The organism is Caulobacter sp. UNC279MFTsu5.1 (genome assembly GCF_900114015.1).
Taxonomy (GTDB): domain Bacteria; phylum Pseudomonadota; class Alphaproteobacteria; order Caulobacterales; family Caulobacteraceae; genus Caulobacter.
This window is the reverse complement of sequence record NZ_FORN01000063.1, coordinates 1-24,162: the sequence shown is the minus strand read 5'-3', so window position 1 is coordinate 24,162 and position 24,162 is coordinate 1. Positions and strand designations below refer to the sequence as shown.

Sequence of the window (24,162 nt, the reverse complement as noted above, 5' to 3'; positions counted from 1 at the left end):
CGGGTGGGGTGAAGGGCGGAAAAGGCCCGCGCGCCCCGGCCTTGCGGATAACGGCTCCACGCGAAGCGCCTGACTTCGTCGAAACGGTATCAACATCAAAGCTGTTCCGGGCGAGGCCCGGGCGCTTCGCACCCCTCCCCATCCCATCGCAGCTTCGGCGCGTGAGCGCGAAATCGCGCCTGCGAAAGGCCCCCTCAGTCGCTCCGCGACAGCTCCCCCAAAGGGGGAGCATCTGGCGCGGCGTTCATAGATCCTCCCCCTCTGGGGGAGGTGGCCCGGAGGGCCGGAGGGGGCCGTGCGGCGCTCACGTCCCCCGAGGCTTGGCCCGCGTCGTCGGCGCGGCCGCCGCCGGATCGTCCGGCCAGACATGCCGCGGATAGCGCCCCTTCATCTCCGTGCGCACCTCGCGCCACGAGCCCTTCCAGAAGCCCGGCAGGTCGCGCGTGATCTGGATCGGCTTGTGGCCCGGCGACAGCAGGGCCAGCACCAGCGGCGCGCCGCCGACCGTCGGATGCGCCGTCAGGCCGAACAGCTCCTGCACCCGCACGTCGACACGAGGCCCGCCGTCGGCGGCGTAGTCGATGGCGAAGCTGGAGCCCGTCGGGGCGGTGAACCGGGCCGGGGCCTCGGCGTCGAGCCGGCGGTGCAGGTCCCAGGGGACCAGGGCGCGGATCGCGTCGGTCAAGGCCCCGTCGCCCAGCTGGCTCAAGGCCGAGCGGCCGGCCAGCAGCGGCTCCAGCCACTCCGGCAGGCGCGCCAGCAGGGCCGCGTCCGACAGGTCCGGCCAGGTCGCGGCGTCGCGGTCCCGCAGGAAGGCCACCCGGCGGCGCAGGGCCTGGGCGCCCTCGCCCAGCGGCACGGCCGACAGGCCTTCGCGGCTCACCTGGTCCAGCAGGGCCCTGGCCACCAGGCCCGGATCGACCTTGTCCAGCAGCCGCTCCTCGACCACCAGCCGGCCCAGGCGCAGCAGGCGGCGGGCCCGGATCTTGCCCTTGGCGTCGGGCTCCAGCCGGTCCTCGGCGACCAGCCGGTCGGCGAAGGCCTCGCGCAGGGCGGCCTCGTCCAGCGGCGCGGCCAGCAGGATGCGGTCGCGGGCCTCGCCGCCGCCCAGCTCGCCCACGGCCAGCCAGGTCTCGCGGGCCAGGGCGTCGGTCGGCTCCAGATAGACCCCGCGCCCGCCGGCCAGCTGATATTCGCCGGGCTTGCCCCGCGCCCGGGCCACCCGCTCCGGATAGGCCTCGGCCAGCAGCAGGGCGTCGTCCAGCGGCGCGGCGCCGGACGCCCGGCCGGCGCCGCGGGCCCAGCGCTCCGACAGCGTGCGAGCATCCCGCGCCCTTGGCGAGCGGTCGCGGTCGAAACTCTCCAGCCGGTGGCGCAGGTCGACATCGCGGCCGCCCAGGCCCTGCTCGCTGAGCACGGCGGCGACCTTCGCGCCCCGCGCGGCCTGGCCGGAGGCGGCGGCCCGCACCACCATGTGGGCCAGGCGCGGGGCCAGCGGCATGTCGGCCAGGGCCCGGCCATGGGCGGTCAGGCCGCCCTGCCCGTCCAGGGCCTGCAGGCGATTGAGCAGGATCCGGGCCTCGGAGAAGGCGGCGGCCGGCGGCTTGTCGAGGAAGGCCAGGCCGCCGGCGTCCCGCGCGCCCCACCGGGCCAGGTCCAGGGCCAGGCGCGACAGGTCGGCCTCCAGGATCTCGGGCCGGGCGAAGGCCGGCAGGGCCCGGGTCTCCGGCTCGTCCCACAGGCGGTAGCAGACGCCCGGCTCGGTGCGGCCGGCCCGGCCCCGGCGCTGGTCGGCGGCGGCGCGGCTGACGCGCACGGTCTCCAGCCGGGTCAGGCCGCTGGACGGGTCGAAGCGCGGCACGCGGGCCAGGCCGCAGTCGATCACCACCCGCACGCCCTCGATGGTCAGGCTGGTCTCGGCGATCGAGGTGGCCAGCACCACCTTGCGCCGCCCCGGCGCGGCGGGGGCCACGGCACGGTCCTGTTCGGCCGGCTCCAGCGCGCCGTACAGCGGCGCGACATCGACCTCGGGCCGCCGCAACCGCTCGCGCAACAGGGTCTCGACGCGCCGGATCTCGCCCTGGCCCGGCAGGAAGACCAGCAGACTGCCGCCCTCCTCGGCCAAGGCCCGCTCGACGGCGCGGACCACGCGCTCCTCCAGCCGCTGGCGGTCGTCGCGGCCCAGATAGCGGGTGTCGACCGGGAACATCCGCCCCTGGCTCTCGACGACCGGCGCCTCACCCAGCAGGGCCGAGATCCGCGCTCCGTCCAGGGTGGCCGACATCACCAGGATCTTCAGGTCCTCGCGCACCAGGCCCTGTGCGTCGCGGGCCAGGGCCAGGCCCAGGTCGGCGTCCAGGCTGCGCTCGTGGAACTCGTCGAAGATCACCGCCGCCACGCCGTCCAGGCCCGGATCGTCGAGAATCATCCGGGTGAACACGCCCTCGGTCACCACCTCGACCCGGGTCCGGGCCGAGACCTTCGACTGCAGCCTGACCCGGAACCCCACCGTCTCGCCGACGCTCTCGCCCAGGCCCTGGGCCATGCGCGAGGCCGCGGCCCGGGCCGCCAGGCGGCGCGGCTCCAGCATGACGATCTTGCCGTCGCCCACCCAGGCCTGGTCCAGCAGGGCCAGCGGCACGACCGTGGTCTTGCCCGCGCCGGGCGGCGCGACCAGCACGGCGGCCTCGCGTCCGGCGAGCGCGGATTTCAGGGCCGGCAGGGCTTCGTGGATCGGAAGGGTCACGCGCCGGGGTTTAAGGGCGCAGCCGGAAATCGCCAAGCGCCGGCCACGGATCCCGGGTCTCCCGGCGAGCGCCTAACCCTGAGGCAGCAACGGTCAGGAAGCGTGCTGCAACGCAACATCGGCCCGGCAGACCCTGGCTCATATTGCGCACAGCGGGGCGAACAATTACGCACGCCCTCCGCTTTACCTTGACCGCGTCCCGTTAACCGGGCCACGGTCCGCAAAATTTATCTACGCGGCCCCCGGGGGTGGCCGCGGGTCTCTGGAGGAAATATGTGGCGCGTTAAGTCACTGGATGCGATTCTAGCAACGGCCGAGAAGAAGTCGCTGCATCGCTCGCTCGGCCCCATTCAGCTCACCCTGCTGGGCGTGGGCGCGATCATCGGCACGGGCATCTTCGTCCTGACCGCCGCCGCCTCGCAAAAAGCCGGCCCGGGCATGATGCTGAGCTTCGTGATCGCCGGCGCCGTCTGCGCCTTCGCCGCGCTCTGCTATTCGGAACTGGCCTCGATGGTGCCGGTGTCGGGCTCAGCCTACACCTACACCTACGCCGTGATGGGCGAATTGCTGGCCTGGATGGTCGGCTGGGCCCTGATCCTGGAATACGCCGTGGCGGCCAGCGCCGTATCGGTGGGCTGGTCCGGCTACTTCCTCGGCATGATCGAGCACGCCCTGAACTTCCATTGGCCCGACGCCTTGAGAGCCGGTCCAGCCTGGTCGCTCAACGGCTTCGTGCCGGTCGCCGACTTCAGCCACGGGATCGTCAACATCCCGGCCATCGTGGTGGCCCTGGCCGTGACGACCCTGCTGGTCATCGGCACGACCGAAAGCGCCACCGTCAACGCCGCCCTGGTGGCGATCAAGGTCACGGCGCTGACCGTCTTCGTCATCCTGACCCTTCCCTTGATGAAGAGCGGCAACTTCGCGCCCTTCACCCCCAACGGCTGGTTCGGCCCGCACGGGACGACGGGCATGGGCGTGTTCGGGGCCGCGGCCTCGATCTTCTTCGCCTATGTCGGCTTCGACGCGGTCTCCACGGCCGCCGAAGAAACCAAGAACCCGCAGCGCAACGTTCCCATCGGCCTGATCGGCAGCCTGGGGATCTGCACCATCTTCTATCTGCTGGTCGCGGCTGGCGCGGTCGGCGCCATCGGCGCCCAGCCCGTCATCGGCCCGGAGGGCCAAGCCGTGCAGCCTGGTTCGGCCGGCTTCCAGGCCGCCTGTCACCTGGCCGCCAACGCCAACCAGCTGGTCTGCTCCAACGAAGCCCTGGCCCACGTGCTGCGCCAGATCAACTTCCCGCTCGCCGGCTATCTGCTGGGCCTGGCCGCCAATCTGGCCCTGCCCTCGGTCATCCTGATGATGATCTACGGCCAGACCCGGATCTTCTTCGTGATGGCCCGCGACGGCCTGCTGCCGGACAAGCTGGCCACCATCCACCCCAAGTGGAAGACGCCGCACATCGTCACGATCGTCACCGGCCTGTTCGTGGCGATCGCCGCCGCCTTCTTCCCGGTCGGTCAGCTGGCCGACATCTCCAACTCCGGCACGCTGTTCGCCTTCTTCATGGTGGCGATCGCGGTGATGGTGCTGCGGGTGAAGGACCCCCATCGTCCGCGTCCGTTCAGGACGCCGGCGATCTGGCTCGTGGCTCCGATCGCCCTGGCCGGCTGCGCCTTCCTCTATCTCAACCTGCCGCTGGAATCGATCCTGGTGCTGCCGATCTGGGGCGCCCTGGGGCTGGTGATCTATTTCGCCTACGGCTTCCGCAAGAGCCATGTCGGCCGCGGTCTGGTCGGCGAGGTCCACGAACTGGATCCCGACGCCCCGCCCACCGGCCTGCCCGGCGCGGATTAGTCTTGATCCTGGGCCGATAAGGCTTAGGTCGACGGGCGGGGATCCTCGGGTCTCCGCCCGTTTTCGTTGGAGCCGCTTAAGAAGGGACCTGGGCATGGCCGAGATGCCGATCCGCGCCGTCATCGCGCCGGTCACCCCGCTGCAGCAGAACTGCACGATCGTCTGGTGCGCCAAGACCAAGAAGGCCGCGGTGATCGACCCGGGCGGCGAAATCCCGCGCCTGATGAAGGCCATCGAGGACCAGGGCCTGACCCTGGAGAAGATCTGGATCACCCACGGCCACATGGACCACGCCGGCGGCGCGGCCGAGCTCAAGCGCCTGACCGGCGTCCCGATCGAGGGTCCGCACAAGGACGACCAGTTCTGGATCGACCGCATCCAGGAGACCGGCGAAATGTACGGGATCCCGGAGGCGCGAATCTTCGTCACCGACCGCTGGCTGGACGACGGCGACGTGGTCACCCTGGGCGAGACCCAGTTCGAGGTGCTGCACTGCCCCGGCCACACGCCGGGCCACGTGATCTTCTTCCACCGCCAGGCGCGCTTCGCCCAGGTCGGGGACGTGCTGTTCAAGGGCTCGATCGGCCGCACCGACTTCCCGCGCGGCAACCACCAGGACCTGCTGGACGCCATCACCGGCAAGCTGTGGCCGCTGGGCGACGACGTCCAGTTCGTGCCGGGCCACGGCCCGATGTCGACCTTCGGCGCCGAGCGGCGATCCAACCCGTTCGTCGGCGACCGGGCCATCGCGGCGATGACCGCCCAGGGTCCGGCCTATGAGGCGCCGATCAACCGCTCGCCGGGCTAGCGGACGCTAGTTCTAGTTCGGCGAGCCGCGCCGGACGGGTTGTTCGGCCGGGCTCAGCACGCCGTCCTTGTCGGCGTCCAAGGCGGCGAAGCGGGCCTTGCTGGCGGCCAGGGCCTCGGCCTCGGTGATTTTGCCGTCATGATCGGCGTCCATCGCCGCCAAGGCGCCGGCTCCGCCGCCGGGACCCCGGCCCGCCTCGGGATGCTCGGCGCGACGCGCCTCCATCCGCTTCTGGATCGCGGCCAGTTCCTCGGCGTCGATCACGCCGTCATGATTGGCGTCCAGGCGCTGGAACCGCGCTCTGGCGGCGTCCTCGAACTCCTGGGCGCTGATCACGCCGTCGCCGTTGGCGTCCTGGTTTCCGCGCGGTCCCTGGGCGTGGGCCATGCCGGCGACGGCGGCGAGGGAAAGGACGGCCAGGGCCGTCGGCAAGAGGCGGGACATGGGCTGTCTCCAAAGCGACAATTGCGGGGATTGGTCGCATGCGCGGGTTGCGTCCCTGTTGCAGGCGTGAAATCTGCTGGAGACGGGGGCGTGGAAAGAGCAAGTCATGGAAAGTTCGCAAGATCCCGCGACGGCCTCCGCCGCCGTCTCCACGCCCGGCCAGAACACCGATCCGGCGCGCGGCGCCCGCATTCTGATCGTCGACGACGACCCGGGCATCCGCGACGTCGTGGCCGACTTCCTGGGCCGCCACGGCTACACCATCGACACCGCCTCCGACTCGCGGACCATGGAGCAGGCCCTGGCCCGCGGCCCGGTCGACCTGGTGGTGCTGGACATCATGCTGCCGGGCGAGGACGGCCTGGCCATCTGCCGCCGCCTGTCGGCCACCGACGGTCCAGCGATCATCATGCTGTCGGCCATGGGCGAGGAGACCGACCGCATCGTCGGGCTCGAGCTAGGCGCCGACGACTACCTGCCCAAGCCGTGCAATCCGCGCGAACTGCTGGCCCGCATCCGCGCCGTGCTGCGCCGCCGGCAGGAGCCGCGCGCGGTCGACGACGGCATGGGCGCGGCCTGCGAGTTCGCCGGCTGGCGCCTGGACCTGGTGCGCCGCGAACTGCGCTCGCCGCAGTCCGTGGTGGTCAACCTGTCGAGCGGCGAGTTCTCGCTGCTGCGCGCCTTCGTCGAGCGACCGCAACGGGTGCTGACCCGCGACCAGCTGCTGGACCTGGCCCGGGGCCGTGAAAGCGACGCCTATGACCGGGCCATCGACGTCCAGATCAGCCGCCTGCGCCGCAAGCTCGACGACGGCGGCGGCGGCGAGCTGATCCGCACCATCCGCAGCGAAGGCTACATGTTCACGTCCAAGGTCACCCGCACCCCATGACCGAACGCGTTCGGGTGACGGGTCCGGGCAGCGCGCCGCTGTTCGTCCAGGCCCTGGGCCTGGTCATCGTGACCCTGGTGGCGGCGCAGTTGATCGCCATCGCCGTGGTCTTCAACCTGCCGCCGCCGCCGCCCGAGATCTATCGCCTGAGCGAGATCGCCCGCACCATCAAGAGCGGCGCGACGGTCCAGCCGCGCGACGGCCGCCTCCTGCTGATCCGCCGCCACGCCAGCCCGATCCGGGGCCTGGTCGACAACCGCCGCCGCGCCGAGTTCAAGACCGCCCTGGCCCGCGAGATCGGGGTCGATCCGGCCCGGATCGAGATGGACGTCGACACCGGCCCGCGCTTCTTCGTTCGCGCTCAGAAACGCACCTTCGTCCAGGACCTGCCGCGGGAGCGCCGGCTGCGGGACGTGCTGGGCGGGCCCGGCAGTCCGCGGGGCGACAACGGTCCGGGACGCCTTGGCGGCCCCGGCGGCCCGGGTGGCCCGCCCGACGGCTTTGGCGGCCCGCCTCGGGCGTTACGCCTCGACGGGCCGCACGACGAGCCGTTCATCGTCGGCGACTTCAAGGTCGCCATTCATCAGAACAACGGCCGCTGGACGGTCATCGAACCCAAGCCGGCCATTCGCTTCGACAGCTGGCAGCAGCGGATCCTGCTGATCCTGGCCCTGTCGGTGCTGTGCGTCTCGCCCCTGGCCTGGCTGTTCGCCCGCCGGCTGTCGGGCCCGATCAGCGCCTTCGCCGGCGCCGCTGAGCGGCTGGGCCGCGATCCACGCGCCGCGCCGCTGGACCTGAAAGGGTCGGCCGAGGTGATCGCCGCCGCCAACGCCTTCAACATGATGCAGGAGCGCCTGCGCCGCTATGTCGAGGACCGCACGGCGATGATCGGCGCGGTGGCCCACGACCTGCGCACTCCCCTGACCCGCCTGCGCTTCCGGATCGAGGCCGTGCCCGACGACGTTCGCGCCAAGCTGGCGTCCGACATCGACCAGATGGAGGCGATGATCGCCGCCACCATGGCCTTCGTGCGCGACACCACCCGCCCGGCCGAACGCACCCGGCTGGAGCTGGCCTCGCTGCTGGAAAGCATCATCGACGAGGCGGCCGAGACCGGCGGCCAGGCGTCGGTGGAGCTGGGTGAGAAGATCATCATCGACGGCGATCCCGTCGCCCTGCGCCGTCTGCTGACCAACCTGGTCGAGAACGGCCTCAAATACGGCGGCGCCGTGCAGGGCCGGGTCCGCGCCGAGGGCCGCCTGGCGGTGATCGAGATCGACGACAACGGCCCCGGCATCGTCCCGGCCGAACTGGATCGCGTGTTCGAGCCCTTCTTCCGCAGCGAGCCGTCGCGTAACCGCGAGACCGGCGGGATCGGGCTGGGCCTGGCCGTCGTCCGCTCGGTGGCCCGCGCCCACGGCGGCGACGTGACCTTGCACAATCGTCCCGAAGGCGGACTGCGCGCCCGGGTCGAGCTGCCGTTCTAGCCATGAAGGCGCCCGGATACGCGACCGACAAGGAAGCCGCCGATTTGTTGCGCCCCCGCAAAAGCTGCGCCATACGCGCGACATGCCGACGGGCTTGATCAAGGGATGCAAACCTTCAGCCGCTTTCGAGCCACCTGCATCCTGATGTTCGCCGCTCTGTGCCTGGTCGCCTGCGCGTCAGGCCCGCCGCAGGACGGCCCGCGCGGCGACTGGGGCAAGGCGCCGCGTCCCCGCCCGCCCGGCGAGGGCGAGCCAGGCGGATCGCCGCGCCAGCCGCGCCGCAGCCTGTTCATCAGCCCGGCGGGCGAGCCGTTCCGCGCCGAGCCCGGCGCACCCTACCCCGTCGCCGCCTGGTTCGCCGGCGCCGACGCCGATCATGACGGCGTCCTGACGCGCGACGAGTTCGTCGCCGACGCCCTGCGCTTCTTCGACAGGATCGACGGAGACCACAACGGCGTCGTCGACGGTTTCGAGGTCTCGGCCTACGAGACCCAGGTCGCGCCCGAGATCCTGCAAGGCTTCCAGGGCGGCGGCGAGGGTCCGAGCATGCGCGGCCAGGGCGGTCCAGGCGGCCACGGCGGCGGTCGACACGGCGGCGGTGGTCCTCCCGGCGGTGGCGGCGGCAAGCGCGGCGGCGGACTGATGGGCGGCATGCTGCAGGGCGCCACGCCCTACAGCCTGCTGGCCGAACCCGAACCGGTCATGGCGTCGGACGGCGACTTCGACCGTCGCATCACCCGGGCGGAGGCGGTCAAGGCGGCCAAGGCCCGCTTCGCCCTGCTCGACAAGGACGGCGACGGCAAGCTGCGCCTGGCCGAACTGCCCCCGACCCCGCTCCAGGCCCGTCTGGAGGGTCCCCGCGGCGACGGACGACGCTAGCCTACCAAGCTGGCGATGATGTTGATCCCCAGAGCCAGGACCGCGGTGTTGTAGAAATAGGCGCAGACCGCCTGGGCGGTGACGAGGTTGCGCAGCCTGGACGTCAGCACATTGTTGTCCGACACCTGGAACGTCGCCCCGATGCTGAAGGCTAGGTAGACGAAGTCGAGATAGGTGCTGGCCGGCTCGCCCGGGAACAGAAAGCCGGGCTTGTCCGTTCCGCTGCCGAAGTGGCGATGGGCGTAGTGCAACGTGAACACCGAATGCAGAACCACCCAGGACAGCACCAGGGTAACCCCGGCGCAGGCGGCGGTGGTCGTCTTGATCTCCGGTCCCGCCGATCGCGCGTTCAGCATCGCGACCACGACAGCGACCAGGCTGGACAGGATGGCGGCCAACACCAGCAGTAGAATCCCGGACGGCTTCTCGTCCTCGGCGGCGGCCCGACGACGCACCTCGGCCTCATCCGCCGTCAGGAAGAGACGCCAGGTGGTGACGACATAGACGAGGGCGCAGACGTCCCAGCCAATCAGAATATGGCTGCTGACCGGCGCATTTAGATGACGGGCCGCCAGCCACCCCAGGACCCCGGCCACGACGGCGGCCCAGAGCCGCCAATGCCGTGATATTGCTGTGCTTTCAGGTTTTTTCACGCGGACTTTGGTCATGCCGTTCACCTTGCTCCAGCAGGGTTAACACCAAACTCTGCAATTTTGTCTCGCCTGTTGGGTGAACCGAACGCGACTTCACTGGTTACTTCACCGGAACACGTGAAAGACGCCATGACCGACCCCGACGCCCCGCCGCCGATCGAGCCGACGCAACCCGACTACGACCCGGGCTCCACGCCCGACGAAGAGCCGATGCGCCAGCCGCCGGTGCAACCGGGCGACGACCGGCCCTATGACCGCTCCGCCACGCCGTTCCCCCCCGTGACCAGTCCCGATTAGGAGCAACCTATGGACCTCGACACCGAACGGCCCCGCGGCCGCCGAGGCTTCGCCGCCATGGACCCCGAACGCCGTCGCGAGATCGCGCGCAAAGGGGGGGCCAGCGTTCCCAGCGAAAAGCGCAGCTTCGCGAAGGACCGCGACCTCGCGGCCAATGCGGGCCGCAAGGGCGGCTCCTCGTCGCGCGGCGGCGGACGGATGCCTGGGCGCGACGCCTGATACCAAGCGCGCCGCGGCCCTGCTCGGGCCGCGGCCGCTCTCTTCTCCATGACGAAAGCCGCCCGCCTCAGCCGGCCAGGGCGAAGACGCCGAAGCTCGGGCTGTCGCTGATCCAGCGCGCCGCGACCTTCCAGCCCGCGCGACAGGCCAGCTCCACGAACATCTCCGGCGCGTACTTGTACGAATTCTCGGTGTGGATCGTCTCGCCGGCCTCGAAGCGGATTTCCCGTCCCGCCAGGTGCGCCGTCTGGTCGACGCGGCTGACCAGGTGCATCTCCATGCGGCTTTCGCCGGCGTTCCAGATCGCCCGGTGATCGAAGGCGTCCAGGTCGAAGTCGCCGCCCAGTTCGCCGTTGATCCGCGCCAGGACGTTCTTGTTGAACGCCGCCGTCACGCCCTGGGCGTCGTCATAGGCCGGCACCAGCACCTCCGGGCTCTTGGCGATGTCGACCCCGACCACGAACATCGCCCCGTCGCCCAGCAGACCATGCGCGCCACGCAGGAAGTCCTCGGCGTCGGCCGGCGCAAAATTGCCGATCGTCGAACCCGGGAAGAAGCCGGTCACCGGCCGTCCCCGCGCCGCCGCCGGCAGTCGGACCGCGCGCGTGAAGTCGTCGACCAGCGGGGCGACGACCAGGCCCGGATAGTCGCGGCGCAGCGCCTCGCTGGCCTCGTCCAGCGCCGACCGGCTGATGTCGATCGGCACATAGACCGCCAGCTGCGGCATGGCGTCCAGCAGGAGGCGGGTCTTGGTGCTGGCCCCGCTGCCGAACTCGACCAGGGCCGCGCCCTCCATCACTCGGGCGGCGATCTCCGGCGCGATCCGGCGCAGCAGCGCCGTCTCGGTGCGGGTGGGATAATATTCCGGCAGCTCGCAGATCGCCTCAAACAGGCGCGAGCCTTCGGCGTCGTAGAAGTACTTGGCCGGCAGCGTCTTGCGATCGGCCGTCAGGCCCGCCAGGGCGTCGTCCAGGAAGGTCGAGGCCGGCGTCGCCGCCTCGCGATCCAGCGCGCTCATGTCGTCAGCCAAGCGGACCCCCGTGAACGCCCAGCGCTGGGCCGGGTGGAAGAAGTTGCGATAGGACGAGCGCGTGTGGCCGGGCGGCGTCTCGGCCGCCCCGCCCCGCAGGACCATCTGATTGATCATGAACTTGCCGTTGTACTCGCCCAGCGCGCCGGCTCCCGGCTTGAAGCCCGGATAGGCGACATAAGGGCTGGCGGTCCATTGCCAGGCCTCGTCGGACGCCTGGCGCAGCGACCGTCCTTCCGGAGCGCTCACCGCGGCTTCCCACTCGGCCTCGGTCGGCAGCCGGCGGCCGGACCAAGCGGCGAAGGCGGCGGCCTCGTAATAGCTGACATGGCCGACCGGCGCGTGCGGATCGAGCGGCCGCCGGCCCGACAGGGTCATGATGGTCCAGGCGCCGTCGTTCTCCCGCCGCCAGTAGAGCGGCGCTTCCCAACCCTCAGCGTTGACGGCGGCCCAGCCGTCCGAGAGCCAGAGGTCGGCGCGGCGATAGCCGCCGTCCTCGATGAAGGCCAGCCACTCGGCGTTGGTGACTAGGCGGTCGGCCAGCCGATAGGGCTGGAGATAGACCTTGTGGCGCGGCCGCTCATTGTCGAAGGCGAAGCCCGGGCCGTCGTCGCCGATCTCGACCAGGCCGCCCTCGAAGGCGAGGTAGCGGGTATCGGCGACGGCCGGGCGCTGGGCGGGCGCCGCCTCGCGATAGGCCGGCTGCAACGGCGACTGGGCGAACAGGTGCAGCACGTCCATCAGGATCAGTTCCTGGTGCTGCTCCTCGTGGGCCAGGCCGAGGTCCAGGCGCTCGATCACCTCGGCGGTCGGCGCGGTGGTCAGCAGGCGGACCATGGCCGCGTCGACATGGGCCCGATAGGCGCCGACCTCGTCGGCCGACGGCCGGGTGATCAGCCCGCGCTGGGGTCGCGGCTGCCGCGGTCCGACGGCCTCGTAATAGGAATTGAACAGATAGGCGAAGGCCGGGTCGAACACCCGATATCCGGGCAGGAACGGCGTCAGCAGGAAGGTCTCGAAGAACCAGGCGGTGTGGGCCCGGTGCCACTTGACCGGGCTGGCGTCGGGCATCGATTGCGCGCCTTGATCCTCGGGCGAGAGCGACCCGGCCAGCGCCTCGGTGCGCCGCCGGACCGCCAGATAGCGATCGACGAGAGCGATGGCGCGGACCTCTGAGGCCTCCCGGGCGGGGGTGTCGTCGGGACTCATGCGCTCTCCTGGCGGCCCTGCGTCGGGGAGCCTGCCGCCCCGATGAGCTCAACGAATAAGCAACTTGAGTGTTCCCCCCGCCCGGTTCAAGCCGCGCCGAGAATAAAAAGTGAACGCGAACAGACAATACGAATCCGTCTTGCTCCCCATCAGAGCAGGAACGGTTCGGGCCCGGCGTCGACAAGCGGCGGGACCGGTGAAAGGTTTTCAGCCGGCGGCGGCGCCTTGGCCGCCCTGCCCGGCGCCCGGCGCAGCAGCCGGCCGACCCTCTGCAGCAGCTGCTCGTCCTTGAACGGCTTGGCCAGGAAGTCCCGTGCCCCCAGGGTGATGGCCTGCCTGACGTCGTCCGGCTGGTTGCGGGCGGTCAGCACCATGGTCGGGACGTTCAGCCCCTCCTGGCGCATCTTGCGCAACAGGCCGAAGCCGTCGAGCCGCGGCATGTTGATGTCCAGCACCAAGGCCGACGGCCGCAGCTCGTGCAGGCGTTTGAGGCCTTCGAAGCCGTCGCGGGCGAAATAGGTGTCATAGCCCGCGATATCGAGACGGGTGGTGATCAGATCCAGGATGATCTGGTCGTCCTCGACGACCAGAACGCGTGTGCGCCCCACCTCACGCCTCCGCGAGATCGAGGGAATCGTCGTCGTCGACGCCGTCCCAGCGCGTGCACCGGTCCACGGCGTCGACCAGGTCCGCCGGCCTGATCGGCTTGGACACCAAGCCGTCGAATCCGTGATCGCCGCCCAGCAGCCGGAGGTCCGAATCCGCCGTGAAGGCCAGGATGGGCACGTCCTGATTGGGACCCGGCATGTCCCGGATCTCGCCCAGGGCGTCGAGTCCGGAGACCTCGGGCATTCGCAGGTCCATCAGGATGCAGTCGAACGGCTCGACAGCGGCGGCCTCGATCGCAGCGCGACCGCTCCCAGCCTCGGCCACCTCGGCGCCCATGTGCTCCAGAACGGTGCGGGCCAGCTCTCGGTTGACGCCATTGTCGTCGACCACCAGAACTCGAACCCCGTCCAGGCTCCGGCCGGCCGTTTCGGGCGTGACGGCGGGCAGCTCGCCGCCCCGGCCGACGGCGACCTGGGCGGCGATATGAAAGCTGAACACCGTCCCCTCGCCCGGGACGCTGCGGACCGCGATGCCGCCGCCCATGGCCTCGGTCAGGCCCTTGCAGATCGCCAGGCCCAGACCGGTCCCGCCGTGCTTGCGGGTCGACGAGGCGTCGACCTGGGAGAAGCGCTGGAAGAGCTTGGTCTGCTGCTCGGCGCTGATGCCCGCGCCGGTGTCCTCGACCCGCATGCGCAGCCTCGCCGCCGACGGGTCATACCCGACGAACAGCCGCACCGCGCCCTGCTCGGTGAACTTGATCGCGTTGCCCACCAGGTTGAGCAGCACCTGGCGGACGCGATCCGGATCGATCATGACCCGCTCGGGCAGCTCGCCTTCGACCTGGCATTCCAGCCACAATCCCTTGGCGTCGGCCTGGGGCGCGAACAGGGCCAGGGCGTCCTGGGCCACCGCCAGGGGCGAGACCGGGCGCGGCGTGATCTCGACCTGCCCCGCCTCGAGCTTGGAGAAGTCGAGCACGTCGTTGACGATCGCCAGCAGCGCCTGGCCGGCGCTCGACACCCGCTGGACGTACCGTTGCGAAATCTCGTCAAGCTCCGGGCGCTGGGCCAGCAGCCCCGAAAAACCGATCACGGCCGTCAGCGGCGTGCGAATCTCGTGGCTCATATTGGCCATAAACTCGCCTTTCACCATGGCGGCCGCCTCGGCCTCGGCGCGGGCGGCCGCCAGGGCCTCCTCCTGGCCGACCTGGGCGGTCACGTCACGGATCACGTCGAGGAACCCGACCGGGGCGTCGGTGGCCGGGTCGCGCAGCAGGGACGGGTTCGATTCCAGCCAGACGTCCCGCTTGCCCGACCTGTGCGGCACGCGCCAGCGCACCCGTTCGACCTGCTGGCCCTTGGTCAGGTTGCGATAGACCCGCTTGACCCTCAGACGATCCTCGGGATAGGCCAGTTCCAGCGCGCTGCGGCCCATGACCTCGTCCGGCGTGTAGCCTAGCAAGGTGCGGCACGACGCGGCGACGAAGGTGACCCTTCCGCTCAGATCGGCCGTCATGATCATGTCGGTGGTGTTCTCGGCCATCAGCCGGTAGCGGGCCTCGCTGTCCTTCAGCGCGGCCTCGGCCGCCCGCCGGGCGGTCAGGTCCTCGATCTGCGAGATGAAGTGGCGCGGCGAACCGTCGGGATTGTCGACCCGCGACACCGCCAGCTGGATCCAGATGATCGAGCCGTCCTTGCGGATGTAGCGCTTGTCCATCCGATAGGTCGTGATCCGGCCGTTGTAGAGATCGGCCACCAGGCTGAGGTCGGCGTCCAGATCGTCCGGGTGGGTGATCGCCTGGAAGTTCAGGGCCAGCAGCTCCTCGCGGCTGTAGCCGACCATCTCGCACAGTGTCGGATTGACCTTCAGGAACGAGCCGTCGAGCCCAACCAGGCATTCGCCGATCGGGGCGTGCTCGAAGGCGTTCTCGAACAGCTCCAGCTGCTCCTTGCGTTCGCTGATGTCCTGCATCAGCGCGGTCAGCTCCCAGCCCGCAGCGTCGCGCACCGCGCTGACCGCCAGCTCGATCGGGATCTCGAAGCCGTCCTTGCGCCGGGCGGTCGTTTCGACGCGCTGGTCGATATCGTCGCCGAAGCGCCCGCCCAGGAAGGCGGCCACGCCGGCATGGCCCTCGGGCAGCATCATCGCCAGGTCGGCGCCGATCGCCTCCCCGGCGGTCCAGCCGAAGGTCAGCTCGGCGTGGCGGTTCCAGCCGGTGATCCGGCCAGCCTCGTCGGCGGTGACGATGGCCTGGTGGGCGTTGGCGATCATGTTGCGCGCCCGGTCTTCGCTGGCGCGCAGCGAACGTTCGAGGTTGCGCACCTCGGTGACGTCCCAGTTGACGCCCACCAGCCGGACCGGCGCGCCGTCGGCGTCGCGCACTACCGTCGCCTGGGCGCGGACGCACCGCACCTCGCCATCGGGGCGTACGATCCTGAATTCGGTGTCATAGGGCTTGTCGCCCGTCAGGGTGGTCCGCGCCTGCGCCTGCTCCTCGGCGCGATCGGCGGGATGCACGCAGGCATAGAACCGCTCGGCGGTCAGGGCCTCGCCGGAGGCCAGGCCGTAGAGGGCGTACATTCGGTCGTCCCAGGTCAGCGCGCCCGTCTGGACGTTCCACTCCCAGACGCCGATCTGGCCGGCCTTCGTGGCCAGCAGCGCGCGTTCGGAGAGGGCGCGATAGCGGGCCTCGTCCTCGGCGCGGGAGGCCTCCGCCGTGACCCGGGCGGTAATGTCCGTGACGGTGCCGAACACGGCGATCACCCGGCCCGTCGCATCGCGCTCGCAATAGCCGTGGCCTTCCAGGTAAAGCAGCCCGCCGTCGGGCAGGACCATGCGGGTGACCGCCATCTTCCAGCCGACGCCGTCCTCGAGGGCGGCCTTGAGCCGGGCCTGCTGGGCCGGTCGATCGTCGGGGTGGACGGCCGCGGCGAAGTCTTCCTGGCGAGGATTCGGGCCCAGGCCGCAAAGCGTGGCCACGTGCGGCGACCAGGTCGCCTCGCCGGTCGCGACGTCGATCCGCCAGTAGCCGATGCCGGCGACCTCCTCGGCCAGGGCCGTCATGCGCGCCATGCGCTCGGCCCGTTCCTGAAGCTCCCGCCGCTCAGTGACGTCCCGGAAGACGTTGACGATCTCGGTCGCCCGGCCCTCGGCGTCACGGACGAGCTGGGGATTGCCCTCGAACCAGACCCAGCGCCCGTCCGCGGTGCGGTAGCGATGCTGCCGGTTGGCGGACGGATCGGGCGTTTCGCCGGCATAGAGCTTGGCGCAGTTGACGAGGAAGCGCTCGCGATCGTCCGGGTGGACCAGACGATCGGCCGCCGTGCCGACAAGGTCCTCGGGCTCGTAGCCCATCGCCCGACAGGCGGGCGAGACGTAGCGCAGCGTGCCGTCGAGAGCGGCGCGGACGATGACGTCGGACGAATTCTCGGCCAGGAGCCGGTAGCGCGCCTCGCTGGCGGTCAGCTCCTCCAGATTGCGGACCTGGTCGGTGACGTCCTGGAACAGGCCGATCAGCGCGACAACCTCGCCATGTTCGTCCAGTTCGCAGCCGGCCTTGCACTGGACGATCCGGATCGCGCCGTCCGCGCGGACGATCCGGGCCTGGAAGCTGAACGTCTCCTTGGTGGCCACCGCCTGCAGCAGCTGGGCGCCGACCCTGTCGCGGTCTTCGGGATGATAGACTCCCAGGCCGTTCTCGAGACTGGGGACATAGGTTCGACGGTCGACGCCGTGAATGTCGTAGACTAGGTCCGACCAGAAAAGCTCGCGACTGACGACATCGTATCGCCAGTGCGCGACACCGGACATGGTCTCGGCCAGCTTCAGCAGGCGAGCCTGTTCGCAGCGCACCCGGTTGAGACGGGTTTGCTCCAGTTCGTCGACGACGATCCGCGCCAAGGCCCGCAAGCGGTCAAGTTCGCGCTCGGTGGGCCGCGGACGAGGCTTGGCGTCCATGACGCAGAGGGCGCCGAGGTTGCAGCCCTCGGGCGAGGTCAGCACGGCGCCGACGTAGAAGCGGATCCCCGGTTCGCCGACCACCAGCGGATTGGCGACGAACCGGGGATCGAGCGTCGCGTCCTCGACGATCATCACCGCGTCGGGATCCAGCTCGATCGCATGGCTGCAAAACGCGTGTTCCCGCGCCGTCGAGCAAGCCTCCAGGCCCTGGCGAGACTTGAACCACTGCCGCGTTTCGTCGACCAGCGAGACCAGGGCGATGGGCGCGTCGAAGAGGTCGCACGCCAACTGGGTCACGCGGTCGAAGGCGGCGTCCGGCGACGTATCGAGGACGCCATAGCCCCGCAGAGCCCGGATCCGCCTCGCTTCCTTGTGGTTCATCTAGACCTCCGACGCGGCAGCCTAGCCGGCGAGGTCCCCCAAAGCGGTTAAGGCCAGCCGCGACAATCGGGCGCGGGGGAAGGCCTGGGCCGCCAACGCCGGCCTAACGAGTGGATCGAAACCCGGCGTGGCGGCGAGGCGCGGTCTTAAGGGCGCCGAGGAATCTCCAGCCCACGTTGGACGGCCGGACGGGCCAGGCCCCGCTCCAACCAGGCCGGCACGTGCTTGAGGCTGGCGTAGTCGACCAGATCGCCCGCGCCGTAGAAGCCGACCAGGTTGCGCACCCAGCCCAGGGTGGCGATGTCGGCGATCGTGTAGGCGTCGCCCATGATCCAGTCGCGATCCGCCAGGCGGCTTTCCAGCACGCCCAGCAGGCGCTTGGATTCGGCGACGTAGCGATCTCGCGGACGCTTGTCCTCGTACTCGCGGCCGGCGAACTTGTGGAAGAAGCCGACCTGGCCGAACATCGGCCCGATCGCGGCCATCTGGAAGAACACCCAGGCCAGGGTCTCGTAGCGCTGGGCCGGATCCTCGGGCAGGAACTTGCCGGTCTTCTCCGCCAGATAGACCAGGATCGCGCCGGACTCGAACAGGCCGAACGGCTTTCCGCCCGGACCGTCGGGATCGATGATGGCCGGGATCTTGCCGTTGGGGTTCAGCGACAGGAACTCGGGCGTCCAGGTCTCGTTCTGGCCGATGTCGATCAGATGCGGCTCATAGGGCAGGCCGATCTCCTCCAGCATGATCGACACCTTGACCCCGTTGGGCGTGGGCAGGCCGTACAGCTGCAGCCGGTCGGGATGCTGGGCGGGCCACCGCTGGGTGATCGGGAAGGCTGAAAGGTCGGTCATGATCGGCTCCGCAAGCAAAAGGGCCGCCCCTGCCGGCGCGGCCGAGCTTGTCAGATGGTCTCGGCTGGCGCGGCGACAAGGCGCGCTCTGGCGGAAACCGCTCCCGGTCTAGCCTTGCCGCGCCCTGGGCTGTGCCGTCGCCAGGACTTCGGCGTCCAGCACGGCGCGGATCTTGGCCGCCAGGGCCGGTCCCAGATAGGGCTTGTCGATCATTGGAAATTCATTGGCCCAGGACGCCGCCTCGTCGCCCACATAGCCGGAGGTCAGCAGGATCTTGAGGTCGGGCCGCTGCTGCAACGCCAGGTGGGCCAGCTGGACGCCGTTGACCCCGCCCGGCATGACCACGTCGGAGAACAGCAGGTCGAACGCCTTGCGGCCCTTGAGGCGCTTCAACGCCGCCGCGGCCGTATCGGCGGTGGCGACCTGATAGCCCAGCCCCTCCAGCGTCTCGACCGCCATGGCCAGCACCGCCGGATCGTCCTCGACGACCAGCACCCGCTCGGAACCGCGCACGGTCTCGCCGGTCTCGCCGCCGACGCCGCGCGGGCTCAGCGCCGCCTGGCTCCGGGGCAGATAGATCTCGAACGCAGCGCCCCGTCCCGGCGCGCTGCTCACCGAAATCTCGCCGCCCGACTGCCGCACGAAGCCGTAGACCTGGGACAGCCCCAGCCCCGACCCCTTGCCGATCTCCTTGGTCGTGAAGAAAGGTTCGAAGATGCGCGAGGCGACATCGACGTCCATGCCCTGGCCGGTGTCGCGCACGGTCACCAGGATCCTGGAATCGTCCCCGCCGTCGGCGCAGGCGCCGATCGACAGGACCCCGCCGCCCTCCATCGCGTCGCGGGCGTTGACCGCCAGGTTCAGCAGGGCGCTCTCGAACTGGGCGGGGTCGAGATGGGCCGGCAGCGGCTCGGCCGCCAGGCTCAGCTCGATGCTCACCGCCTCGCCAACGGCCTGGCGCAGCAGCGGCGCGAAGTCGGCGATCAGCGCGTTGAGATCGACGGTCAGCGGATTCAACCGCTGGCGGCGTGAGAACGCCAGCAACTGGCGGGTCAGCGCCCCGCCCTTTTCGGCCGCCAGACGCACCGCGTCGATCTGCCGGGCCAGTTCGTGCTGGTCGCCGGTTCGCCGCTTGATCAGCTCGATATTGCCCAGCACCACGGTCAGCAGGTTGTTGAAATCGTGGGCGACGCCGCCCGTCAGCTGGCCCACCGCCTCCATCTTGCGGGCGTGGCTCAGCTGCTCTTCCAGGCCCCGGCGCTCAGTGTTGTCCAGCAGCGTGCCGAACACCACCTGGCGGCCGCTCTCCTCGTCCTGGGCCAGCACGCCCTGGTCGATCAGCGAGCGGTAGGACCCGTCGGCGCGCCGCCAGCGGTATTCGCAGGCATAGGCGCCGGACCTGCGGGCCTCGGCCTGGGCGCGCGCGACGATGTCGACGTCGTCGGGATGGACCCGGCTGATGCCGAAATCGGCCGCGGCCAGGAAATCCTCGGCCGAGAAGCCGGTCAGCTCCATGACATTGCCGCCGACGAACAGCGGCTCGTAGGGCGCGTCGGCGGTGCGCGAATGGAAGACCACCGGCAGGGCCCGCAGGATCGCCTCCTGGCGCTCCTGGGTGCGGCGAAGAGCCCGTTCGGCGGCCAGCTTCTCGGCATGGATACGGGCGTTCTCCTCGATCAGCAGGCGGCGGCTCTCCGATTGCTGCTCCAGCTCCAGGGTCTTGATGTGCAGGTCGACCAGCACCTGCACCTTCGAGCGCAGGATAAACGGGTCCACCGGCTTGAACACCACGTCGACGGCCCCCGCCGAATAGGCCTTGAAGATGTGGGCCTCGTCCCGGAACACGGCCGTCAGGAAGACGATGGGCACGTCGCGGTTGCGACGGCGCTGGCGGATCAGTTCAGCCGTCTCGTAGCCGTCCATGCCGGGCATGTGCAGGTCCAGCAGGATCACCGCGAAGTCGTCGGTCAGCAGATGCCGCAAGGCCTCCTCGCCCGAACGGGCCACCACCAGCTCCTGGCCGAGGGTTTCCAGGGCCTGGATCGCGGCGAAGGCGTTGCGCTCATCGTCGTCGACGATGAGGATCCGGGTCCTGAGCCGATCCTCGGGCGGAGGAACCACCTGATGCTTGACCGCCTGTATGCTCATTGCGCTGCGGCGCTATGGATGGTGACGACATTGTCGCCGGCCAGGCGCTGGGCGTCGGTGCGCTGAACCGAGACCCGTAGGACCGAGATCAGTTGGTCGATATCCACCGGCTTGGACACATAGTCCGACGCGCCCGCCTGGATGCACTTCTGGCGGTCGCCCTTCATCGCCTTGGCGGTGACGGCGATCACCGGCAGATCGGAGAAGCGCGGTCGGGCCCGGATCTCGCGCATGGTCTCGTAGCCGTCCATGTCGGGCATCATGATGTCGACCAGAACCATATCCACCTCCGGCAGGCCGTCGAGCAGCTCCAGGCCTTCGCGGCCGCTTTCGGCGTAGCGCAGCTCGATGCCGTACTCCTCCAGCGCGCTGGCCAGGGAGAAGATGTTGCGGATGTCGTCGTCGATCACCACCGCGGTCAGGCCCGTCAGGACGGCGTCGGCGTGGCGGCTGTGGGCGATCATCGCCTTGGCCGGCGGGGACAGGCGATCCAGCGGCGCGTGCAGCGACATGGTGACGTGGTCGATCAGTTGCTCGGGCGTGCGCGCCAGCCGCGCCAAGCCGGAGAACACCGCCAGGCGCAGCCGGCGGTCCTCTTCGAGGTCCAGCTCTTCCGGCGCATAGAGCACCGCCACGCCCGACGCCGCGCCGCGCTGCTTGAGGGTGTCGATGAACGGTCCGACCGGTCCCGAGCCGACGTCGATCACCAGGCAGCCGCCCTCGCCCCTGAAAGCCTCGTCCGGCAGGTCCCCCAAGGTCGCCGCGACCTGCACGGCGCCGATGGTGTCGCGCAGCGTATCGGCCGCCTGGCCCCCGCCTCCAGTCGGGCCGCCGACCAGGATCGGGGCGCGGCCGGTCTCGGCGACCAGCTTCTTGACCTTTTCCAGGGTCGAGGCGACAGCCTCGCGTTCCACCGGCTTGCTAGTGAAGCCGAAGGCCCCCATCGACAGGCCCAGCCCGCCGTGGTCGTCGGCCGAGATCACCTGGACCGGGATGTGGCGGGTGTCGGGCGTGCGCTTGAGCAGGTCCAACAGGGCCAGGCCGTCCATGTCGGGCAGGCCGATGTCCAGCATGATGGCGTCTGGACTGAAGCGCCGGGCCAGGGACGGCACGGCCGAGCCCTCGCCGGTGACCACGCCCTTGAAGCCGCTGTCGCGCACCAGCGACAGCAGGATCGAGGCGAAGCGGGTGTCGTCCTCGACGATCAGCACCACCGCGTCGCCGGGCTCGACCTGCTCACGGTCGTCGACCACGGTCTCGGCCGGTTCGACCGACCCGGCCTCCGTCGTCGACAGGCGGAAGGTCTGGACCGGCGAGGTGGCGGGGCGCAGCGGCTGGATCGATTGGGACTGGGCCGCCGGGCTGAAGTTCAGCGGCAGGTAGAGGGTGAAGATGCTGCCCTGCCCTGGCGTCGAAACGACCCGCAGCTCGCCGCCCAGCAGGCGGGTGATCTCGCGACTGATCGACAGGCCCAGGCCCGTACCGCCGTACTTGCGGCTGGTGGTGCCGTCGGCCTGCTGGAAGGCCTCGAAGATGATCCGCTGCTTGTCCTCGGGGATGCCGATGCCGGTGTCCTCGACCGAGAAGGCCAGCACCTGGCCGGCCTTGTTGAGGTGGTCGTTGCCGCTGGCCCAGCCATCCTCGGCCCGGGCGATGGTCAGGCGCACCGAACCGGCCTGGGTGAACTTGAAGGCGTTGGACAGCAGGTTCTTGATCACCTGCTGCAGGCGCTTGTCGTCGGTGTACATCGAGCGCGGCAGGGCCGGGTCGATGTTGATGAAGAAGTCCAGCTTCTTGTCCTGGGCCAGCTGGGAGAAGGTGCGGTCGGTCTGGTCGCGCAGGGACGCGAACGACATCTCGCCGATGTCGAGGGTGACCGTGCCGCTCTCGATCTTCGACAGGTCCAGGATGTCGTTGATCAGGCCCAGCAGGTCGGCGCCGGCGCTGTGGATGTTGCGGGCGAACTCCACCTGCTTGGCGCTCAGGTTCCCCTGCGCGTTCTCGCTGAGCATCTTGGACAGGATCAGCAGGCTGTTGAGCGGCGTGCGCAGCTCGTGGCTCATATTGGCCAGGAACTCGGACTTGTACTTGGAGGTCAGGGCCAGCTGTTCGGCCTTTTCCTCCAACGCCGCCTTGGCCTGCTCGACCTCGGCGTTCTTGGCCTCCACCTGCTTGTTCTGGGCCGACAGCAGGACCGCCTTGTCCTCCAGCTCGGCGTTGGTCTGCTGCAGTTCGTCCTGCTTGGAGCGCAGCAGCTCTTCGGACTGCCGCAGGGACGCGGCCTGCAGCTCCAGGCGGTCGTTGGTCTTCTTCAGCTCTTCCTGCTGGGCCTGGAGCTCGGCGGTCAACAGCTGCGACTGTTCGAGCAGGCCCTCGGTGCGCATGTTGGCGGCGATGGTCGACAGCACGATGCCGATGGATTCCATCAGCTGGTCGAGGAAGGCCTGCTGAGTCTCGTTGAAGGCGCCGAAGGTGGCCAGTTCGATCACCGCCTTCAGTTCGCCTTCGAACAGGGCCGGCAGGACGATGATGTTCTGCGGCGCCGCCTCGCCGAGGCCCGAACTGATCTTGATATATTCGGCCGGCACGTTGGTCAGCAGGATGCGCTGGCGCTCGGCGGCGCACTGGCCGATCAGGCCCTCGCGCTGACGCAGCCGTGACGGCGGCCGGTCGCCTGGGTTGGAGGCGTAGCTGGCGGCCAGGTTCAGCACCGGCTCGCCGTTCACATCGTGGTCCGAGACGTAGAACACCCCGTGCTGGGCGTTGATCAGCGGGGCCAGCTCCGACAGCACCAGGTTCGACACGGTCGACAGGTCGCGTTCGCCCTGCAGCATGCGGCTGAACCGGGCCAGGTTGGTCTTCAGCCAGTCCTGCTCGGTATTCTTCAACGTCTGATCCTTCAGGTTCCGGATCATCTCGTTGATGTTGTCCTTCAGGGCCGCGACTTCGCCCGAGGCTTCCACGGTGATCGACCGCGTCAGGTCGCCCTTGGTCACGGCGGTGGAGACCTCGGCGATGGCGCGGACCTGGGTGGTCAGGTTGGCGGCCAGCTCGTTGACGTTGTCGGTCAGGTCGCGCCACAGGCCGGCGGCGCCGGGCACCCGGGCTTGGCCGCCCAGCTTGCCTTCCGAGCCCACTTCGCGGGCGACGTTGGTCACCTGGTCGGCGAAGGTGGCCAGGGTCTCGATCATGCCGTTGATGGTGTCGGCCAATGAGGCGATCTCGCCCTTGGCGTCCAGGGTCAGCTTGCGCTTGAGGTTGCCCTGGGCGACGGCGGTGACGACGTCGGCGATGTTGCGCACCTGGCCGGTCAGGTTGGCGGCCATCATGTTAACGTTGTCGGTCAGGTCCTTCCAGGTGCCGGCCACGCCGGGCACCTGGGCCTGCCCCCCCAGCTTGCCTTCGGTGCCGACCTCGCGCGCCACCCGGGTCACTTCCGAGGCGAAGCCGTTCAGCTGGTCCACCATGACGTTGATGGTCGACTTCAGCTCCAGGATCTCGCCCTTCACGTCGACGGTGATCTTCTTGCTGAGGTCGCCCTTGGCGACGGCGGTGGTGACGTCGGCGATGTTGCGCACCTGGCCGGTCAAGTTGGCGGCCATGAAGTTGACGTTGTCGGTCAAATCCTTCCAGGTGCCGGCCACGCCCTTCACCTGGGCCTGGCCGCCCAGCTTGCCTTCGGTGCCGACTTCGCG

16 protein-coding genes are annotated in these 24,162 nt (G+C 69.8%); 7 read left to right on the top strand and 9 right to left on the bottom strand.

The window, feature by feature from the left end; genetic code table 11:
• Positions 1 to 304: 304 nt before the first annotated feature.
• Entirely contained in the window at positions 305 to 2,746 is a 2,442-nt protein-coding gene (gene hrpB / locus BM066_RS23740; RefSeq protein ID WP_089930780.1) for an ATP-dependent helicase HrpB, read from the bottom strand.
• A gap of 273 nt (positions 2,747 to 3,019) precedes the next feature.
• Here hrpB and BM066_RS23735 point away from each other — a divergent pair, with 273 nt between their 5' ends.
• Both BM066_RS23735 and BM066_RS23730 read left to right on the top strand, forming a co-directional pair.
• Positions 3,020 to 4,603: an amino acid permease gene (locus BM066_RS23735; RefSeq protein WP_026176647.1), complete on the top strand. Its 1,584-nt coding sequence runs from the start codon at positions 3,020 to 3,022 to the stop codon at positions 4,601 to 4,603.
• Positions 4,604 to 4,697: 94 nt separating this feature from the next.
• Positions 4,698 to 5,411: an MBL fold metallo-hydrolase gene (locus BM066_RS23730; RefSeq protein ID WP_018062552.1), complete on the top strand. Its 714-nt coding sequence runs from the start codon at positions 4,698 to 4,700 to the stop codon at positions 5,409 to 5,411.
• 12 nt (positions 5,412 to 5,423) lie between these two features.
• Here the strand turns inward: BM066_RS23730 and BM066_RS23725 are convergent, their stop codons facing one another.
• Positions 5,424 to 5,855 carry an EF-hand domain-containing protein gene (locus BM066_RS23725; RefSeq protein WP_018062553.1) on the bottom strand — a complete coding sequence of 144 codons (432 nt, stop codon included), beginning with the start codon at positions 5,853 to 5,855 and terminating at the stop codon, positions 5,424 to 5,426.
• A gap of 106 nt (positions 5,856 to 5,961) precedes the next feature.
• Between BM066_RS23725 and BM066_RS23720 the strand changes: the two genes are divergently transcribed.
• The 3 genes from BM066_RS23720 (at position 5,962) to BM066_RS26170 (ending at position 9,110) form a co-directional block, all read left to right on the top strand.
• Complete coding sequence (locus tag BM066_RS23720; RefSeq protein ID WP_018062554.1) at positions 5,962 to 6,744, top strand: response regulator; 783 nt, start codon at positions 5,962 to 5,964, stop codon at positions 6,742 to 6,744.
• A complete protein-coding gene (locus BM066_RS23715) occupies positions 6,741 to 8,231 on the top strand; it encodes an ATP-binding protein (protein ID WP_018062555.1) in 1,491 nt (496 codons plus the stop codon). Before BM066_RS23720 ends, BM066_RS23715 begins: the two co-directional genes overlap by 4 nt.
• Before the next feature lie 105 nt (positions 8,232 to 8,336).
• Positions 8,337 to 9,110: an EF-hand domain-containing protein gene (locus BM066_RS26170; RefSeq protein ID WP_018062556.1), complete on the top strand. Its 774-nt coding sequence runs from the start codon at positions 8,337 to 8,339 to the stop codon at positions 9,108 to 9,110.
• Here BM066_RS26170 and BM066_RS23700 read toward each other — a convergent pair.
• Entirely contained in the window at positions 9,107 to 9,778 is a 672-nt protein-coding gene (locus BM066_RS23700; RefSeq protein WP_026176648.1) for a DUF1345 domain-containing protein, read from the bottom strand. The two genes, BM066_RS26170 and BM066_RS23700, sit on opposite strands and share 4 nt — an antisense overlap.
• A gap of 114 nt (positions 9,779 to 9,892) precedes the next feature.
• Between BM066_RS23700 and BM066_RS26600 the strand changes: the two genes are divergently transcribed.
• Positions 9,893 to 10,060 (top strand): hypothetical protein, encoded by a 168-nt coding sequence (locus BM066_RS26600; RefSeq protein WP_018062558.1) that lies wholly within the window; start codon positions 9,893 to 9,895, stop codon positions 10,058 to 10,060.
• Between the two features lie 9 nt (positions 10,061 to 10,069).
• On the top strand, positions 10,070 to 10,279 hold the full coding sequence (locus BM066_RS23695; RefSeq protein WP_018062559.1) for a KGG domain-containing protein: 210 nt from the start codon (positions 10,070 to 10,072) through the stop codon (positions 10,277 to 10,279).
• A gap of 67 nt (positions 10,280 to 10,346) precedes the next feature.
• Here the strand turns inward: BM066_RS23695 and egtB are convergent, their stop codons facing one another.
• From egtB to BM066_RS23665, 6 genes are all read right to left on the bottom strand, one after another.
• Entirely contained in the window at positions 10,347 to 12,518 is a 2,172-nt protein-coding gene (gene egtB, locus BM066_RS23690) for an ergothioneine biosynthesis protein EgtB (RefSeq protein WP_018062560.1), read from the bottom strand.
• A 149-nt stretch (positions 12,519 to 12,667) separates the two neighbouring features.
• Positions 12,668 to 13,126 carry a response regulator transcription factor gene (locus tag BM066_RS23685; RefSeq protein ID WP_018062561.1) on the bottom strand — a complete coding sequence of 153 codons (459 nt, stop codon included), beginning with the start codon at positions 13,124 to 13,126 and terminating at the stop codon, positions 12,668 to 12,670.
• A 1-nt stretch (position 13,127) separates the two neighbouring features.
• Positions 13,128 to 17,468 (bottom strand): PAS domain S-box protein, encoded by a 4,341-nt coding sequence (locus tag BM066_RS23680; RefSeq protein ID WP_049801162.1) that lies wholly within the window; start codon positions 17,466 to 17,468, stop codon positions 13,128 to 13,130.
• A gap of 146 nt (positions 17,469 to 17,614) precedes the next feature.
• Entirely contained in the window at positions 17,615 to 18,319 is a 705-nt protein-coding gene (locus BM066_RS23675; RefSeq protein WP_018062562.1) for a glutathione S-transferase N-terminal domain-containing protein, read from the bottom strand.
• A 108-nt stretch (positions 18,320 to 18,427) separates the two neighbouring features.
• A complete protein-coding gene (locus BM066_RS23670; protein WP_018062563.1) occupies positions 18,428 to 20,467 on the bottom strand; it encodes a response regulator in 2,040 nt (679 codons plus the stop codon).
• A partial coding sequence (locus tag BM066_RS23665; RefSeq protein ID WP_089930774.1) for a hybrid sensor histidine kinase/response regulator occupies positions 20,464 to 24,162 on the bottom strand: 3,699 nt, incomplete at its 5' end. The genes BM066_RS23670 and BM066_RS23665, both read right to left, overlap by 4 nt.